This is a genomic window from Roseateles oligotrophus, from assembly GCF_014204525.1.
In the GTDB taxonomy this organism is placed as follows: Bacteria; Pseudomonadota; Gammaproteobacteria; order Burkholderiales; family Burkholderiaceae_C; genus Paucibacter_A; species Paucibacter_A oligotrophus_A.
The window spans coordinates 44849-60859 of sequence record NZ_JACHLP010000003.1 but is presented as its reverse complement, the minus strand read 5'-3'; the positions used below and the strand labels follow the sequence as shown (position 1 = coordinate 60859).

Annotated in this window: 15 protein-coding genes; 14 read left to right on the top strand and 1 reads right to left on the bottom strand. The window is 65.7% G+C overall.

Annotation, left to right across the window (positions count from 1 at the left end):
- The first annotated feature begins 73 nt into the window (after positions 1-73).
- Together HNP55_RS07915 and HNP55_RS07910 are read left to right on the top strand one after the other, a co-directional pair.
- Entirely contained in the window at positions 74-676 is a 603-nt protein-coding gene (locus tag HNP55_RS07915) for a type IV toxin-antitoxin system AbiEi family antitoxin domain-containing protein (RefSeq protein WP_184298000.1), read from the top strand.
- Entirely contained in the window at positions 673-1593 is a 921-nt protein-coding gene (locus tag HNP55_RS07910) for a nucleotidyl transferase AbiEii/AbiGii toxin family protein (RefSeq protein WP_184297998.1), read from the top strand. Before HNP55_RS07915 ends, HNP55_RS07910 begins: the two co-directional genes overlap by 4 nt.
- A gap of 114 nt (positions 1594-1707) precedes the next feature.
- Here the strand turns inward: HNP55_RS07910 and HNP55_RS07905 are convergent, their stop codons facing one another.
- Positions 1708-5277 (bottom strand): indolepyruvate ferredoxin oxidoreductase family protein, encoded by a 3570-nt coding sequence (locus HNP55_RS07905; RefSeq protein WP_184297997.1) that lies wholly within the window; start codon positions 5275-5277, stop codon positions 1708-1710.
- 205 nt (positions 5278-5482) lie between these two features.
- Between HNP55_RS07905 and HNP55_RS07900 the strand changes: the two genes are divergently transcribed.
- The 12 genes from HNP55_RS07900 to HNP55_RS07845 all read left to right on the top strand — a co-directional run bounded on the left by HNP55_RS07900 (position 5483) and on the right by HNP55_RS07845 (position 16011).
- Complete coding sequence (locus HNP55_RS07900; RefSeq protein WP_184297995.1) at positions 5483-6055, top strand: Lrp/AsnC family transcriptional regulator; 573 nt, start codon at positions 5483-5485, stop codon at positions 6053-6055.
- Positions 6056-6083: 28 nt separating this feature from the next.
- Positions 6084-6515 carry a DUF1801 domain-containing protein gene (locus HNP55_RS07895; RefSeq protein ID WP_184297993.1) on the top strand — a complete coding sequence of 144 codons (432 nt, stop codon included), beginning with the start codon at positions 6084-6086 and terminating at the stop codon, positions 6513-6515.
- A 160-nt stretch (positions 6516-6675) separates the two neighbouring features.
- Entirely contained in the window at positions 6676-7509 is an 834-nt protein-coding gene (locus HNP55_RS07890) for a DUF2306 domain-containing protein (RefSeq protein WP_221439510.1), read from the top strand.
- A 62-nt stretch (positions 7510-7571) separates the two neighbouring features.
- On the top strand, positions 7572-8618 hold the full coding sequence (locus HNP55_RS07885) for a sensor histidine kinase (RefSeq protein WP_246448285.1): 1047 nt from the start codon (positions 7572-7574) through the stop codon (positions 8616-8618).
- Positions 8615-9418: a LytR/AlgR family response regulator transcription factor gene (locus HNP55_RS07880; protein WP_184297989.1), complete on the top strand. Its 804-nt coding sequence runs from the start codon at positions 8615-8617 to the stop codon at positions 9416-9418. The genes HNP55_RS07885 and HNP55_RS07880 overlap by 4 nt, the downstream gene beginning before the upstream one ends.
- Before the next feature lie 879 nt (positions 9419-10297).
- Positions 10298-10846 carry a hypothetical protein gene (locus HNP55_RS24200; protein ID WP_246448284.1) on the top strand — a complete coding sequence of 183 codons (549 nt, stop codon included), beginning with the start codon at positions 10298-10300 and terminating at the stop codon, positions 10844-10846.
- Entirely contained in the window at positions 10843-11172 is a 330-nt protein-coding gene (locus HNP55_RS07870) for a hypothetical protein (RefSeq protein ID WP_184297987.1), read from the top strand. The genes HNP55_RS24200 and HNP55_RS07870 overlap by 4 nt, the downstream gene beginning before the upstream one ends.
- Positions 11173-11332: 160 nt before the next feature.
- Complete coding sequence (locus HNP55_RS07865) at positions 11333-11680, top strand: heavy metal-binding domain-containing protein (RefSeq protein ID WP_124452121.1); 348 nt, start codon at positions 11333-11335, stop codon at positions 11678-11680.
- A gap of 70 nt (positions 11681-11750) precedes the next feature.
- A complete protein-coding gene (locus tag HNP55_RS07860) occupies positions 11751-12629 on the top strand; it encodes an EamA family transporter (RefSeq protein ID WP_221439524.1) in 879 nt (292 codons plus the stop codon).
- The gene (locus HNP55_RS07855; protein ID WP_184297983.1) at positions 12626-13333 is read left to right on the top strand and encodes a hypothetical protein; all 708 of its coding nucleotides are present in this window, start codon (positions 12626-12628) and stop codon (positions 13331-13333) included. The genes HNP55_RS07860 and HNP55_RS07855 overlap by 4 nt, the downstream gene beginning before the upstream one ends.
- An 83-nt stretch (positions 13334-13416) precedes the next feature.
- Positions 13417-14715 carry a glycoside hydrolase family 18 protein gene (locus tag HNP55_RS07850; RefSeq protein ID WP_184297982.1) on the top strand — a complete coding sequence of 433 codons (1299 nt, stop codon included), beginning with the start codon at positions 13417-13419 and terminating at the stop codon, positions 14713-14715.
- Between the two features lie 87 nt (positions 14716-14802).
- The gene (locus HNP55_RS07845) at positions 14803-16011 is read left to right on the top strand and encodes a carbohydrate porin (RefSeq protein ID WP_184297979.1); all 1209 of its coding nucleotides are present in this window, start codon (positions 14803-14805) and stop codon (positions 16009-16011) included.

Genomic DNA, 16011 nt, shown 5'->3' with positions numbered 1-16011 from the left:
CCGCCAAAGATACATGTTCCTATTGATAGGGTGTTATTGACATAAGCCTATTAATTGGAACAATGTGACGCTGATGAACACCCATGCCGACAAGCTGATCGATTTCGCGCGTTCGCGTGGCCTCGTGCGCCCCAGGGATCTGGCCCCTTTGGGCATTCCGCGGGTCACCCTGACAAGAGCGGTGCAGGCCGGTCAGCTGGAGCGCGTGAGTCGCGGGCTGTATGGCCTGATGGCGCGTCCGGTGTCGGCCCATGGCACGCTGGCCGAGGTTGCGTGCCGTGTCCCCAAGGGCGTGGTCTGCCTGCTGTCGGCGCTGAGCTTTCATGAACTCACGACGCAGTCGCCCTTCGAGGTTTGGCTGGCCATCGCCAACAAGGCGGCGACGCCGAAGCTGGACTACCCGCCGCTGCGTCTCCTGCGTTTCTCCGGGCCGGCCCTGGCCGAAGGCGTCGAAGAGCATGTGGTCGATGGCGTCACCGTCCGCGTCACCAGTGTGGCAAAAACGGTGGCGGACTGCTTCAAGTACAGGAACAAGATCGGGCTGGACGTGGCGCTGGAAGCGCTGCGCGAGGGCTGGCATGCCAAACGCTTCACCAGCGATGAGATCTGGCATTGCGCCAAGGTTGATCGTATGGCCAAGGTGATGCGACCCTATCTGGACAGCCTGCTGGCATGAATTCGCGCAAAGCCAGCCACAACAGCGCGCCCTCGGTCCGCGCCCGCCTGCTCAACAAAGCCCGTGCTGAAAAGCTGGATTTCAATCTGCTGCTGACACGCTATGCGCTGGAGCGCATGCTGTACCGCCTGAGCGTCTCCGAGCGGAAAGACCAATTCCTACTCAAGGGCGCTTTGCTGTTCGACCTCTGGTTCGATATGCCACAGCGCCCAACCCGCGATGCCGATTTGCTGGGCTTTGGCTCTGCCGATATTCCACAGATGGCGGCACTGTTCCGCCAGATCAGCCAGATCGATGGCGATGACGGCATCGTGTTCCAGGCCGATACCGTGAAAGCGTCCGAAATCCGGAAGGATGCGAATTACGCCGGTGTGCGTGTCACGCTGTTGGGCCTGCTTGACGGCGCACGCTGCTTGGTGCAGGTCGATATTGGCTTTGGCGATGTCGTCGTCCCTGGCCCGGAGGATGCGCAGTATCCGACGATGCTGGAAGGGATGCCTTCAGCACAGCTGCGGGTCTATCCGCGCTACACCGTTATCGCCGAAAAATTTGAGGCCATGGTCAAGCTGGGCATGCTCAACAGCCGGATGAAGGACTACTTTGACCTATGGGTTCTGGCGCGGCATTGCGCCTTTGAAGGTGCTGTGCTGGCCCGTGCCCTCCATGCCACCTTCAATCGTCGCGGGACGGTTCTTCCCGTGGACTTGCCGCTTGGCCTCAGGGACGATTTTGCGCAGGATGCACAGAAGAACCTGCAATGGACGGCCTTTCTGCGCAAGAACGCACTGGAGCCGATGGCGCTGGCGACGGTGATCGAAGCCTTGCGTGCTTTCCTCCTGCCCGCTTTGAAGGCGATGGCCGCAGGGGAAGGTTTTGAGCGCCAATGGCAGGCGCAAATCGGCTGGGAGTCTGCATGAAGCGGGCATGACGCCCAAGCCATGCTTCAAAGGACAAGGCCCGCCATGTCTCACGACCTGGTGGGCCTTGTACTTTTCCTTAACCGGCTCAGCGGCAGCTGGCGTGGTTGAGCGTCAAGCAGCCTGCTTCCACTGCGCCGTCAACCCCTCCCACTTGGCCCGGGCCGCCTTCAGGTGGCGTTCCTTCACATGGCCATAACCGCGAATCTCCTCGGGGATGCGGGCGATCTCCACGGCCAGGTTCAAGCGCTCCGCCGTCAGGCCCTTGGCCAGGATGGCTTCTACTGCCGAGCGGTAGTCGGCAATCAGGGCGCGCTCCTGCTTGCGCTCCTCGGTGTGGCCGAAGAGGTCCAGCGCCGTGCCACGCAAGCCCTTCAGCTTGGCCAGCAGGCCGAAGGCCGGGCGCACCCAGGCGCCCATCTGCTGCTTGATCAGCTCGCCCTTGGCGTTCTTCTTGGCCAAGAGCGGCGGGGCCAGATGGTGGACCAGCTTGTAGTCGCCCTCGAACTGGGCGGCCACCTTGTCGGTGAAGCTCTTGTCGGTATGCAGGCGGGCGACTTCGTACTCGTCCTTGTAGGCCATGACCTTGAACAGGTAGCGGGCCACGGCCTCGCTCAGCTTGTGCGAACCCAGGATCTTTTCAGCGGCCACGACCTGGTCGACCAAGGCCTTGTAGCTGGCGGCGTAGGCGGCGTTCTGGTAGCCGGTGAGGAAGTCCACCCGCTTGGCCACCAGCTCGTCGACGCTTTGGCGCTTGACGAAGTTGATCACCTGGCTGGCGGCGAACAAGGCTTGCACGGCGGCCAGATCATGGGCGCAGCGGCGGCCCCATTCGAAGGCGATCTTGTTGTTCTCGATCTGCACATTGTTCAACTCGATGGCGCGCATCAGGGCCGCATAGCTCAGCGGGATGCGGCCTTGCTGCCAGGCATAGCCCAGCATCAGGGGGTTGGTGTAGAGCGAGTCGCCGACCAGCTTGACCGCCACTTCCTCGGCATCAAACATGCCCAGATGGCTGGCGCCCACGGCCGCTTGCACGGCGCTTTCGCAGGCGGCGCCGGGGAAGCTCCAGTTGGCATCGTTGACCAGATTGGCGGTGGGCGAGCCATGGGTGTTCAGCGCCACATAGGTCTGGCCTTCGCGCATCACGGCCAGGCTGGCCTTGTTGGCGGCGACGATGGAGTCGCAGGCGATCACCAGCCGGGCCTCGGCCGTGCCGACCTTGGTGCAGTGGATGTCCTCGGCCCGGTTGGCGATCTGGATATGACTCCAGGTGGCGCCGCCTTTTTGCGCCAGGCCGGCCGCGTCCTGGGTGATCACGCCCTTGCCCTCCAGGTGGGCGGCCATGCCCAGCAACTGGCCGATGGTGATGACGCCGGTGCCGCCTACGCCGGCCACGACGATGCCCCAGGCGCGCTCGGCGTTAGGCACGGCAGGCTGGGGCAGGGCACCCAGGGCGGCGCTGTCGAAGGGGCTGAGCTTTTTGTCCTTCTTGGGCTTTTTCAGCGCGCCGCCTTCGACGGTGACGAAGCTGGGGCAGAAGCCCTTGACGCAGGAGAAGTCCTTGTTGCAGCTGTTCTGGTTGATCTGGCGCTTGCGGCCGAAGTCGGTGTCCAGCGGCTCGATGGACAGGCAGTTGCTCTGCACCGAGCAGTCGCCGCAGCCCTCGCAGACCAGCTCGTTGATGACGACGCGCTTGGCCGGGTCCACCAGCTTGCCGCGCTTGCGGCGGCGGCGCTTCTCGGTGGCGCAGGTCTGGTCGTAGATGATGGCGGTGGTGCCGGGGATCTCGCGGAACTCGCGCTGGATGGCGTCCAGCTCGTCGCGGTGATGCACGGTGACGCCGGCGAGCAGGGACACGCCGTGGTACTTCGCCGGCTCGTCGGTGACGATGACCAGCTTTTTCACGCCCTCGGAGATCAGGCTCTGCATGATCTGCAGCACCGAGTGGCCCTCGGCGCGCTCGCCCACCTGCTGGCCGCCGGTCATGGCGACGGCGTCGTTGTACAGCACCTTGTAGGTGATGTTCACGCCCGAGGCGATGCTTTGGCGTATGGCCAGGATGCCGCTGTGGAAGTAGGTGCCGTCACCCAGATTGGAGAAGATGTGCTTCTCGTCGGTGAACCATTGCTGGCCGGTCCAGGGCACGCCCTCGCCGCCCATCTGGGTGAAGGTGGCGGTGTTGCGGCCGGGCATCCAGGTCACCATATAGTGGCAGCCGATGCCGCCCACGGCGCGCGAGCCCTCGGGCACGCGGGTGCTGGTGTTGTGCGGGCAGCCCGAGCAGAACCAGGGCGTGCGGTCGGCGCCGCCGGCGGTCTGGGCCTCGGCCTTGAGCGCGTTTTCCTTGGCGTCGATGATGGCCATGCGGGCGTCCAGGCGGGCGGCCACATCGGCGTCCACGCCCAGCTTCTTCAGGCGCTTGGTGATGGCGCGGGCGATGATGGCCGGCGTCAGGTCGGCCTGCGGGCGCAGCAGCCAGTTCTTGCTCGGGTTGGGCAGGCCCCATTCGCCGCCCATGCCTTCTTCGCTCTGGCCGTCGTCGTCGAACTTGCCCAGCACATGGGGGCGCACATCGGGGCGCCAGTTGTAGAGTTGTTCCTTGATCTGGTATTCGATGACCTGGCGCTTCTCTTCGACGACCAGGATCTCCTTCAGGCCGTCGGCAAAGTCGCGGGTGATGGTGGCCTCCAGCGGCCACACGACATTGACCTTGTGCAGGCGGATGCCCAGGCGGCGGCAGGTGTCGTCGTCCAGGCCCAGGTCGTGCAGGGCCTGGCGGGTGTCGTTCCAGGCCTTGCCGCTGGCGATGATGCCGAAGCGGTCCTGCTTGGACGCGATGACGTTGTAGTTCAGCTTGTTGGCACGCACATAGGCCAGGGCGGCGTACCACTTGTGGTCCATCATCCGGGCTTCCTGCTCCAGCGGCACATCGGGCCAGCGGATGTGCAGGCCGCCCTCGGGCATGGGGAAGTCTTCGGGCAGGATGATCTTGACGCGGTCCGGGTCCACGCTGACCGAGGCCGAGGACTCGACGATTTCCTGAATCGTCTTCAGCCCCGACCACAGGCCCGAGAAGCGGCTCATGGCAAAGGCGTGCAAGCCCATGTCCAGGATGTCCTGCACGCTGCTGGGGAAGAAGACCGGGAAGCCGGCGGCCTTGAAGACGTGGTCGCTCTGGTGGGCGGCGGTGGAGCTCTTGGCGATGTGGTCATCCCCCGCCACGGCGATCACGCCGCCATGCTTGGAGGTGCCGGCCATATTGGCGTGCTTGAACACGTCGATGCAGCGGTCCACGCCCGGGCCCTTGCCGTACCAGATGCCGAACACGCCGTCGAACTTGGCCTTTTCCTTGAACAGGTCCAGCTGCTGCGTGCCCCAGACGGCGGTGGCGCCCAACTCCTCGTTGACGCCAGGCTGGAACACGATGTTCTGCTTGGCCAGATGTTTTTTGGCCGCTTGCAAGGCCTGGTCATAGCCGCCCAGCGGCGAACCGCGGTAACCCGACACAAAGCCGGCGGTGTTCAGGCCGTCCAGCGCGTCGCGCGTGCGCTGCAGCATGGGCAGGCGCACCAGGGCTTGCACCCCGCTCATGAAGGCACGGCCGTTGTCCAGCGCGTATTTATCGTCCAGCGTGACGGTTTCTAGCGCACGCAAGATGTGATCGGGCAAGGGGGCGTTCATCGGGGCTGGACTCCAGGGGTGTGAGGGCTTGGCATGCGGCCGCTCGGCCAAGGCGCTTGTGGCGCGGGCGAGGGCCGTCCTTCCGGCTTTTCACCGGTTTTTAACGGGTACGGGAGTGTATGAAAAGCCCCGCGTTTGGTGCTTGCGAATTCAGGCTCAAGCCGGGAGCTGTGAGCAATAATCTTGCTAAACAAAGGCCTGAATCATGAGAAGCATTTCAAAGAATCAAAATTCAGTGAAAACCCCAGGGCCTGCCGAACAAGCCCCGGCGGACGGCCGGCCGCCCTCGTCCGCCGGGGGCCTGGATCGCTACGACATCGCCATCCTGAGGGAATTGCAGCGCGATGCGCGGCTGTCCAATGCCGAGCTGGCGGCCCGCGTCGGCCTGTCGGCCGCGCCCACCTGGCGGCGGGTCAAATGGCTGGAGGAGCAGGGCTTCATCACCGCCTACCGCGCCGAGATCGACCGCCGCAAGATAGGCCTGGGCGTGCTGGCCTTTGTGCGGGTGGATGCCGACCGCAATAACGGCGCCACCACCAAGGCCCTGGAAGACGCGCTGCGCCAGCAGCCCGAGGTCATCAGCTGCCACTACATCTCGGGCGCGGGCACTTTCGAGCTGCAGGTGCTGGCCACCGATCTGGACGCCTTCAGCCGCTTCACCATCGACACCTTGCTCAATCTGCCCAATGTCAAAGATGTGCACACCAGTTTTTCGCTGGGCGAGGTGAAGGCGGGCGGGGTGACGCCGCTGGGGCATCTGGGGGGCGCTGAGCGATGATGGACATTCATCAGCCCTGGAGGCCGCGATGGCGAAATCGGCGGATCTGAAAACCCAGCCCAGCCAGGCCAGCGTGCAGGCCTACCTCGACGCGATCGAGGACGCCGGCCGGCGCGCGGATTGCGAGGCGCTCATCGCGCTGATGCAGGGCCTGAGCCAGGCCCCGGCGACGCTGTGGGGGCCCAGCATCGTCGGCTTTGGCCGTTACCACTACCGCTACGACAGCGGCCATGAGGGCGAGGCCTGCCTGGTCGGCTTCTCCTCCCGCAAGGCCGAGATCGCCCTCTACCTGGCGGCCGAATTCGAGGCCCGCGCCGAGCTGCTGGCCCGCCTGGGCAAGCACAAAACCGGCAAGGCCTGCCTCTACATCAAGCGGCTGGCGGATGTCGAACTGCCGGTGCTGGAGGCCCTCGTCCAGGCGTCCATCGCGGCGACGCGGCGGCGTTATCCGGACACTTGAAGCGGCCTGCGTGTCAGGCCGCCGTGGCTGGTCGCGGTCTGCGGCGCTTCGGTCGAGCTGGCCGGGGCTTCGTCGGGTCGAGTCACAGCGCTTGAGCAAGGCGGGGCACAGTCCGCCCCATCTTCCACGCACTGCGAAAGGCTTTGCCATGCAAGCTGCCATGACTTCCCATTCCCCCGCACTCGCGTGGCTCGGCACGGGCCTTGCCGGCCGCACGCTGGCGCGGGTCTCGGCCGCCTGGCTGCTGCTGGCCTTGCTGGGTCAGCTGGTCTTTGTGATCTACGTGCTGGGCTTTTACGGCCGGCACGCCCTGGCCGGCCAGCCCGAGCTGTGGAACCAGGTCTTGCCCCATGGCTGGCGGGCCGGCCACACCTGGGGCAATAGCGTGCTGGCGGGGCATTTGCTGTTCACCATCACCATTCTGTTGGGCGGCGGCCTGCAGCTGTGGCCGCGCTTGCGGCACAAGGCACCGGGCCTGCATCGCTGGAACGGCCGCTTCTACCTCTTGTCTGCCCTGATCCTGAGCCTGGGCGGGCTGCTGATGGTGTGGACGCGCGAGGGTGTGGGCCTGGGCGGCCTCGGCCAGCATCTGGGCATCAGCCTGAACGCCTTGTTCATCTTGGTTTTTGCCTGGTTGGGCTGGCGGGCGGCCCGCCAGCGGCGCATGGCCGAGCATCGGCGCTGGATGCTGCGCCTCTTTCTGGTGGTGGGCGGCGTCTGGTTCTTCCGCATCGGGCTGATGCTGTGGCTGGTGGTGAACCAGGGGCCGGTCGGCTTTGATCCCAAGACTTTTGAGGGCCCTTTTCTCACCTTCCTGAGTTTTGCCCAGACCTTGCTGCCCTTGGCCGTCTTGCAAGGCGTGCTGTGGGCCCAGGCCAGCCAGCGGCCCGCGCAGCAATGGGCGGCCAGCGCCACCCTGGCCCTGCTGCTGCTGGCCACGGCGGGCGGTATTGCGGCGGCGAGCGCCTTGATGTGGTGGCCGCGCCTGGTATGAGTTAGCGTAGCGCTGTGAATCCTGCCACCCCAGCCCATCCACAACGCTCCCGCAGGCAGAGCTTGGCGCTGCTGTTCAATCGCCGCCGCCTGCGCACCACCTTCATCGCCACCTTGATTCTGGCCCTGCCCATGAGCCTGGCCTGGCAGGACAGCAAGACCGTATTTTTCCTGCGCGCCTTCGTCACCGGCCTGGCCGCCATGTTGGCTTTCGGCTTGGCCGAACAATGGCCGTACCGCCTGCCGCCCTGGCTGGCGCGCTGGGCCTTGCAGGTGCTGGCGGTGGCGTTGGCCATACCGCTGTGTACCGCCGCCCTGTATGTGTACGGCACCGAGCCCGGTGCTCCGCCCTTCTGGCGGGAGGGCCGCCGGGTGGGTGGCTTCTTGGCCTTGACCCTGCTGCCCTTGCTGGTGGCACCCTGGATCGCGCTGGCCGCCCTGGTGCGCCAGCGCGAGGCTTGGGCGCGCGAGCAGGCCCTGGCCTTCGAGCTGGAGCGTAGCGAGCTGGCCCGCCAGGCCCTGGACGCCCGCATGCGCCTGCTCACGGCCCAGGTGCAGCCGCATTTTCTGTTCAATACCCTGGCCAATGTCCATGCCCTGGTGGAGACGGGTTCACCCCGCGCCGCGCCGGTGCTGGAGAACCTGATCGAGTACCTGCGCGCCGCTGTGCCCCGCCTGGACGAGGGCGAGGCCAGCCTGGGCCAGGAGCTGGAGTTGGTGCGCGCCTATCTGGCCGTGATGCAGATGCGCATCCCCGATCGGCTTGGCTACGCCCTGCAGATCGAGCCGGGCCTGGCGGCCTTGCGCTGCCCGCCCATGTGCTTGCTGACCCTGGTGGAGAACGCCGTGCGCCATGGCATCGACCCCAGCGAGGAGGGTGGGCGCATCGACATCAGCGCCCGCCGCGTGGGCCCGCGCTACCTGCTGCGCGTGCAGGACAGCGGTGTGGGCCTGCGCGCCAGCGGCAGCGGCCTGGGCACGGGCTTGAAGAGCTTGCGCGAACGGCTAACGCTATTTTTCAACGGCGATGTCGCCATGCATTTGCGCGCCGTTGAACCCCATGGCGTGTGCGTCGAGCTGGACCTGCCGGCGCAGGAGGTGGCCGTTTGAATCCGCGCGCCCTCATCGCCGACGATGAGCCCTTGCTGCGCGAGGTCTTGCGGCGCCGCCTGGCCGAGCTGTGGCCGGCGCTGCAAATCGTCGCCGAGGTGCGCAACGGGCGCGAGGCCATCGAGCAGGTGCGGCTTCTGCAGCCCGAGCTGTGTTTTCTGGATGTGCATATGCCCGGCCTGTCGGGTGTGGAGGCGGCGCGGCAGATCGCTCAGCTGCCGGGGCGGCAGACCCATCTCGTCTTCGTCACCGCCTTCGAGCAATACGCCTTGCAGGCTTTTGAGCATGGCGTGCTGGACTACCTGGTCAAGCCGGTGACGCCGACCCGCCTGGCCGAGACTGTGCGGCGCCTGCAAGCCCGTTTGGACTATGCGCAAGCGCCCGTGCATTCCGAGCAACTGCTGCAGCAACTGGCGGCCCAACTGGCGCGGGCGGCCGGCGAGGCCAGCCCCGGGCTGGCACCGCTGCGCTGGGTGCGCGCCACGGTGGCCGGCGCCCTGCGCATGATCCCGGTGGAGGCCATCGCCTATCTGCGTGCCGACACCAAATACACCTTGGTGGCCTGGCGCGAGGACGACGGCAGCAGCGCCGAGGCCTTGATCCGCCTGCCGCTCAAGGAGCTGCTGGCGCAGCTGGACGGCACGCAGTTCGTGCAGGTCCACCGGGCCGTGGTGGTGAATCTAAGCCTTATCCAGAGCGTGCTGCGCGGCGATAACGAGACCGCCGAGATCCTGCTCAAGGGCCGGCCCGAGCGCCTGCCGGTGAGCCGCAGCTATCTGCATTTGTTCAGGGAGATGTAGGCCCGGGGGCGGCGGCAGGCATCCGGGCCGCTGAGGCTTGCGGGCACGGTAGTGCAGTGGTTGATTCTTGTGTGAACTTATCAGTGTCTCGTTCTTGGAGTGGGTGGTGCTGGTTGTTTGCAGCCTCACCCTCTGCCTAGGCCCAGCCGGGAGTTCGCCCCGGCAGGCGACCTTCTTTCTTGGGCGCCCAAGAAAGAAGGCAAAGAAACCGCCCCGAATGCCTGGCCCCTTCGGGGTCCGCTGCGGCACTCGTCTTTGCCGGGCCGCGCCCAACTCTCTGCGCTACGCTCCGTTCAGACAGGGGGCGCGAAGTCAGTTCACGAAGTCGCTTCGCGACGCCCGCCAAAGCCAAGCGCCGCAGCCCAGGCAACACGGGGAATGCGAAGCCCACACGGCTCGCTGCGCGTCGCCTCGATAGCGCCGCAGCTGTCGCTGCGTGCGCTTGGCGCGCGCAGCCCCTCAAGCCGATGCGCAGCGAGGCGTGACGGGGGTCGGTCCCGTTGAGCCTGGGTGAGGAGCGCAAGCTTCGCTGGGCGTCGCGAAGCGACTTCGTTGTCTGACTCGCGCCCCTTGTCTGAACGGAGCGTAGCGCAGTGAGTTGGGCGCGGCCCAGCGAAGCTGAGCACCGCAACGCACCCCGTCAGGGGCCAGGCTTCGGGTCGCCTTTCTTTGCCTCCTTTCTTTGGCGAAGCAAAGAAAGGAGGTCGCCTGCCGGGGCGAACTCCCGGCTGGGCCGTCGAGAAAGAAAATTAGGTGATGGCGCTACGCACCGCCTCGACAGGGCGTTAAACCTAGCTGACATTCGCCGTCCGACCGAATTCAGCAACATGCTCTTAAGTTTCAAACAGCGTCGAACACTACAGTAGTACATTGCCAGCCATGCGCCTTGCCTCTCGTCATATGCCGAAGTTTCTTCGCCGGCCCTTGGGCTTTCCTGCATGGTTGCTTCTGGCTTGTGTCGCAGCCGGCCTCGCGTACCTTGCGCTCGTGGATTTAAAGGCATTCCTTGCTGTGCTGGGCGTGTTTGCCGCGCTTCTCTGTCTAGCGGGGATCGAGTATCGCCGTGATGCACAAAAGCTCCGCGCTCTCGCATCCTTGCGCGAAGGTCAAACCATTTGCGAATTCGCACGGGACTTCGAGACCCGGGCCGTAGACACCTGGGTCGTCCGTGCCGTGTACGAGCAAATACAGGGTCAGCTCAATCACGCAGCTCCATCTTTTCCAGTCCGCGCGGATGACAGGCTGAAGGAGGATTTGCGACTCGACGACGATGATTTGGACTTGGATCTTGCGCATGAAATTTCAATGCGGACCGGACGGCCCATGGGCAGCTTTGTGCTCAATCCTTACTTCGGCAGGGTCAAGACTGTCCGCGACTTGGTCCACTTTTTCCAAAATCAGCCGCTGTCGGCAAGGCAACTGCCATGAGAAGAACGACCCTCGCCATCGCGCTTTTGAGCGCGACGCTCCTCGCCTCGAATGCATGGTGGGCTTACCGCGCATTGGACGCGGGTATCTCGCGCAGCTATCAAGCCATCTCGCTGGAGGACAACCGGCAGGGCTTTTCACAGGCGCTCGCCATCATCAATGCCATGGCCGCTCACGGCGCCTCACGCGCCGAGCTTGTTGCCGCAGCACAAAAGGCCTGGCCCTCTTCTGAGCCCTTTGAGAAAGAGGGTTATCTTTGGGTTGGCCGCCTCGGCCTGCGCTTCAATGATGCGGGCCAGCTTGTCGAAGCTGTTGCGGGGATTTAGAGCGGCTAACAAAACTCAGCGAAGCGGTCCTGGCAAGGCAACGCAATGCAGCCAGGAGAGTTTTGTTAGCCGCTCTTAGCCCTGCTGCGGTGGATGGCCCAATGCAGCCGTCCAGGCTAGGTGAGAATCCCCCCACACCACTTTCCCCAAGGAGCTCCCAATGGGCTGGTTTTCCAAAAGCACGGACGGTTTTTTCCTGGCCACCACCACGCCGCCCGATATCGCCATCGGCCAGTATCTGGGCGTGGTCAACGGCGAGGCCATCATCGGCGCCAATATCTTCCGTGACATGTTCTCCTCCGTCCGCGATGTGGTGGGCGGCCGGGCCGGCGGCTATGAGCGGGCCTTGTCGGGCGCGCGGGATGCGGCGCTGGAAGGGCTGATCGACGCGGCCAAGGAGCTGGGCGCCAACGGCGTGATCGGCATCGACTTCGATTACGAGGTTCTGGGCGAGGCCAACGGCATGATGATGGTGGCCGTGAGTGGCACGGCGGTGAAGCTGGGCTGATACGCTGGCCCTCACAATGGGGTACCGCCGTTGAGAACACCGCCCCATGCCCCACACCCTCTCCGCCCGCCTGCCTTTCAAGCACTTCCTGCTGGCCCTGGCCGTCGTCGCCATCTGGGGCAGCAATTTCGTCGTCATCCGCCTGGGGCTCAATGCCCTGCCGCCGCTGCTGTTTGCCACCCTGCGCTTCAGCTTCGCGGTGCTGCCGGCCATTTTCTTTTTGAAAAAGCCGGACCTGCCCTGGCGCAATCTGGCGGCCTACGGGCTTTTGATCGGCGTGGGCCAGTTCGGCCTGCTCTTCCTGGCCATGCGCAGCCAGATCTCGCCCGGCCTGGCTTCGCTGGTGATTCAGACGCAAGTCTTCTTCACGCTGATGCTGTCCATGCGGGTGAACAAGGAGCGCGTGCAGCCCTTTCAGTGGCTGGCCCTGGGCCTGGCCGCCTCGGGCATAGGCGTGATCGCCAGCCATACCGACGGCAGCGCCACGCCGCTAGGCCTTTTGATGATTCTGTTGGCGGCCTTTTCCTGGGCCTGCGCCAATATGGTGGGCAAGCGGGCGGGGCGGGTGAATATGCTGGCCTATATGGTCTGGACCAGCGTGTTCGCCGTGCCACCGCTGCTGATTCTGTCCCTGCTGTTCGAGGGCCCGGCCCTGATGGGCCAAGGCCTGGCGCGGGCCGATGGCGTCACCTGGGCGGCCGTGCTCTGGCAGGCCCTGGGCAATACCTTGTTCGGCTATGGCGTCTGGGGTTGGCTGCTGGCCCGCCACGCGGCGGCCACCATCGTGCCCATGGCCTTGTTGGTGCCCGTCTTCGGCATGAGTACAGCGGCCTGGGCCCTGGGTGAAAGCCTGCCGGCCTGGAAGCTGATCGCCGCCGCCCTGGTGCTCAGCGGCCTGGCGCTCAATCTGCTGTGGCCGCTGGCGCGGGCGCGTATGCTGAGCGCATGAAGTCCTTGCTGTCCGGCCTTGTCTGTGTGTTGCTGTTCCTGGCCTTGCCGGCCCGGGCCGAGAGCGGCCCGCGCCGCAATCTGTGGGTGGACATCCGCTGGGTGGACAGCAGCCTCAGCAATGCGGCCCTGAGCGGCGTGCGCGAGGGCGCGGTGGTGGTGGGCACGGCCGGCTCGGTGTCGCCACGCGGCGGCCTGGGCTTGAGCACCCGGCGTGAAAGCAATGGCAGCAGCCAGCTGCAGCGCTTGCTGGTGCTCAATGGCAGCACGGCCCGGGTGCGCCTGAGCGAGCAGTTGCCGGTGCAGTGGCTGGATTACGGCCTGCAACTGGAGACGGGCCAGGCGCTGGGCGCCAAAGTGTTGGCCTTGCCGCGCAGCGCCTCGGTCGAGATGCTGTCGGAATTCAGCGTTACGCCGCAATGGCCGGGCGGGCGTCAGCCGGTGCGTCTGAGCCTGCAGGTGCAGCAGGGGCGCGCGCCCGGTGTTGCGGGTGAGCCGGCCCCGCCCATCAACCCTGCCACCCATGCCCAGGCCGGCCAGAGCACGCAGATCCAGAGCACCGTTTTGCTGCCGCTGGGCGAGTGGCTGACGATTGCCCGCAGCGGCCTCAGGGCCGAGGCGCAGGAGCGCGGCATGCTGAGCAGCCGCGATGCCGAGGGCCGGGCCAGCCGCGAGCTACAGATCAGGCTTGATTTGGCGCCTTGATGGGCGGGCGTTTGACGGCGCAACTGGTATTTGATTGGCCTTTTTGGGTGCTAGGCTCTCGAAACTTCTCGGGAGTTGATTGCATGAATTTCAGCCAAGGACGGTTTCTTTGTTTGGCCAGCGTGGCGCTGGCGGCCCTGGTCTTCGGTGCGCGCCCGGCGCAAGCCGCAGCGGAGCTGCCCAAGGCCACGGCCGCTCCGGCGCCCAATTACCTCTTGTTCGGCGCCCAGCCCCTGCGGGTGGAGCGGACCAACGCCAAGGTGGTCGGCGTGTACACGCCCATGTGGGAGCCGGTGGCCCTGGTGGAGCGCCTGCAGGGCGATAGCGTCACCCATCTGCTCTACGCCTTTTTGCGTCTCTGCGGTCCCGGTGCCCTGGGCCAGGACGCCGCCCGCTGCGCCGGCAAAAAGGACTTTGAGCTGACGAGCGGCCCGGTGGAGCAGCGCTTTGACGCCGCCTTCGGCCGCCTCAAGGCGCGCGCCCCGCACATCAAGGTGCTGGCCTCGGTGGGCGGCTGGGGCGGCTCCGACCCCTTCTTCCACATGGCCGGCGACCCGCTCAAACGCGAGGTTTTTATCGAGTCCAGCTTGCAGTTCCTGCGCGATCACCCCGGCTTTGACGGCCTCGACATCGACTGGGAACACCCCGGCAATAACGGCGCCGCCAACGGCGTGCAACTGGGCAGCGCCGAGGACGGCCGGCATTACGCCCTGCTCTTGCAGGACTTGCGCCAGGGCCTGAGCCGGCTGACGGCCGAGACCGGCCGCCCCTATCAGCTGAGCATCGCCGTCAACACCGGCAGTCCGGTGGTGGAGCGCATTGATTTCAAGGCCGCCGCCCCGGTGCTGGACCATGTCTTCATGATGACTTACGACTTCTACGGTGGCTGGTCGCCGAGCCTGGGCCACCATGCCGCCCTGCGCAGCAGTGCGCCGGAGGCCGACGACAGCCTGGAGCGCTCGGTGCGCAATCTGGAGCGGGCCGGTGTGCCGCGCGCCAAGATGGTGGCCGGCGTGGCCATGTATGGGCGCGGCTTTGCCGGCGTGAGCAAGGCGCAGACCGGAGCGGCCAAGACGGGGCCCTTCCCCGGCGCCGACGGCTCCATCGCCTACCGCAGCATTGCGCGCGACTATCTGGGCCCGCAAGGCCGGGGTCTGCGCGGCTTCCAGGCAAGACTTGACCCCGTCACCCAGGCCTGGCATCTGTACAACCCCAAGCTCAAGCTCTATCTGGGCTATGAAGACCCGCGTGCCGTGATCGCCAAGGGCCGTTTCGTCCAGCAGCTGGGCCTGGGCGGGGTGTTCGCCTGGGAGCTGAGCCAGGACAACGGCGACCTGCTCAATGCCATGAATTTTGGGGTGGGTAATCTGCTGCTGCCCTGACGGCCGCGGCGTGTTGCCAGAAAAAAGGCCGTGAAAGTGCGGGTTTTGGCGGCTGTCGGCCCCCTTCCCGTGACTACAGTTTGCCCAATGAAGTTATTGACACAGCGTCTCACGGGCATTGCGCTGGCCGCCGCCGCCCTGGCCGCGTCTGCGGCGCCCGAGGAGGGCAAGGCTTGGCAATGGGGTGGTGTTTACAAGGCCGACGCCCTGCACATCAGCACGCCCCGCCTGAACACCTGGATCGGCCACCTCAATCTGCATGCCGATGCCGATCTGGACAAGCTATGGGCCTGGACGGACACCCACCTCCACGTTGAAGCCTTGCTCAACCACGGCGGCCGGCCCAACCAGCGCATAGGCAGCAGCCAGGGCGTCAGCAATCTGGAGGTGGCCGAGGCCGCCGCCCGGCTCTACGCCACTTGGGTCGAGCGGGAGTTCAAGGACAGCGGCACCCGCGTGCTGTTTGGCCTTTACGACCTGAACTCCGATTTCTACGCCACCGAGGCCTCGGCCCAGCTCATCCATCCTTCCTTCGGCATCGGGCCCGATGCCTCGCAAAGCGGCCCCAACGGCCCCTCCATCTTTCCCAATCTGGGTCTGGGCCTGCGCATGCGCCAGACCGTGGGCATGCATCATTATGTGCAGGGCGTGATCCTGGACGGGGTGCCGGGCGACCCCATGCATCCTGGCCGCACGACCTTCAAGCTGAGCTCGGAAGAGGGTGCCCTGGCGGTGCTGGAGTTTGGCTACCAGTCGCGTGCTGGCGAAGGCGAGGCGCAGGTCAATGGCCCGGGCAAATGGGCTTTGGGCGCCTGGGCCTACAGCCGTGCCACCGAGTCACGCGTTCCCAATGACGCGCAGCTGCGTCGCAATCAAGGTGTTTACGGCTTGCTGCAAGGCCTGTTGCACGAGGGTGGGGGCAGCCGCAGCCTGGGCTTTGCGCGCGCCGGCCTGGCGCAGCGCAGCATGAACCAGATCGATCTGGCATTTGATCTGGGGGTGCTGGTGGAGCAGCCTTTCGCCAAGGTTGCCAGCCTGGCCGAGGCGGCGCCTGCGTCCTTCACCGCCGGCCTGGCCGTGGTCCGCTATGGCCGGGCTTATCGCGATGCCCAGCAAGCCCTGGGTCAAGCGCAAGCTGACAGTGAAATCGCCCTGGAACTGGGCCTGCGCTGGTTGCTGGGCACCGAGCTGAGCGTCCAGCCCCTGCTGCAACAGATCTGGCGCCCCGGCGGCAGGCCGGGCGAGTCGAGCACCGTGCTGGGGTTGCGCATGGAATGGGCATTAGGCCCGCACTGA

Bases quoted from the DNA above. Each gene is read 5' to 3' on its own strand.
- HNP55_RS07915 (WP_184298000.1), top strand. From the start codon at position 74: ATGAACACCCATGCCGACAAGCTGATCGATTTCGCGCGTTCGCGTGGC.
- HNP55_RS07910 (WP_184297998.1), top strand. From the start codon at position 673: ATGAATTCGCGCAAAGCCAGCCACAACAGCGCGCCCTCGGTCCGCGCC.
- HNP55_RS07905 (WP_184297997.1), bottom strand. From the start codon at position 5,277: ATGAACGCCCCCTTGCCCGATCACATCTTGCGTGCGCTAGAAACCGTC.
- HNP55_RS07900 (WP_184297995.1), top strand. From the start codon at position 5,483: ATGAGAAGCATTTCAAAGAATCAAAATTCAGTGAAAACCCCAGGGCCT.
- HNP55_RS07895 (WP_184297993.1), top strand. From the start codon at position 6,084: ATGGCGAAATCGGCGGATCTGAAAACCCAGCCCAGCCAGGCCAGCGTG.
- HNP55_RS07890 (WP_221439510.1), top strand. From the start codon at position 6,676: ATGACTTCCCATTCCCCCGCACTCGCGTGGCTCGGCACGGGCCTTGCC.
- HNP55_RS24200 (WP_246448284.1), top strand. From the start codon at position 10,298: ATGCGCCTTGCCTCTCGTCATATGCCGAAGTTTCTTCGCCGGCCCTTG.
- HNP55_RS07870 (WP_184297987.1), top strand. From the start codon at position 10,843: ATGAGAAGAACGACCCTCGCCATCGCGCTTTTGAGCGCGACGCTCCTC.
- HNP55_RS07865 (WP_124452121.1), top strand. From the start codon at position 11,333: ATGGGCTGGTTTTCCAAAAGCACGGACGGTTTTTTCCTGGCCACCACC.
- HNP55_RS07855 (WP_184297983.1), top strand. From the start codon at position 12,626: ATGAAGTCCTTGCTGTCCGGCCTTGTCTGTGTGTTGCTGTTCCTGGCC.
- HNP55_RS07850 (WP_184297982.1), top strand. From the start codon at position 13,417: ATGAATTTCAGCCAAGGACGGTTTCTTTGTTTGGCCAGCGTGGCGCTG.
- HNP55_RS07845 (WP_184297979.1), top strand. From the start codon at position 14,803: ATGAAGTTATTGACACAGCGTCTCACGGGCATTGCGCTGGCCGCCGCC.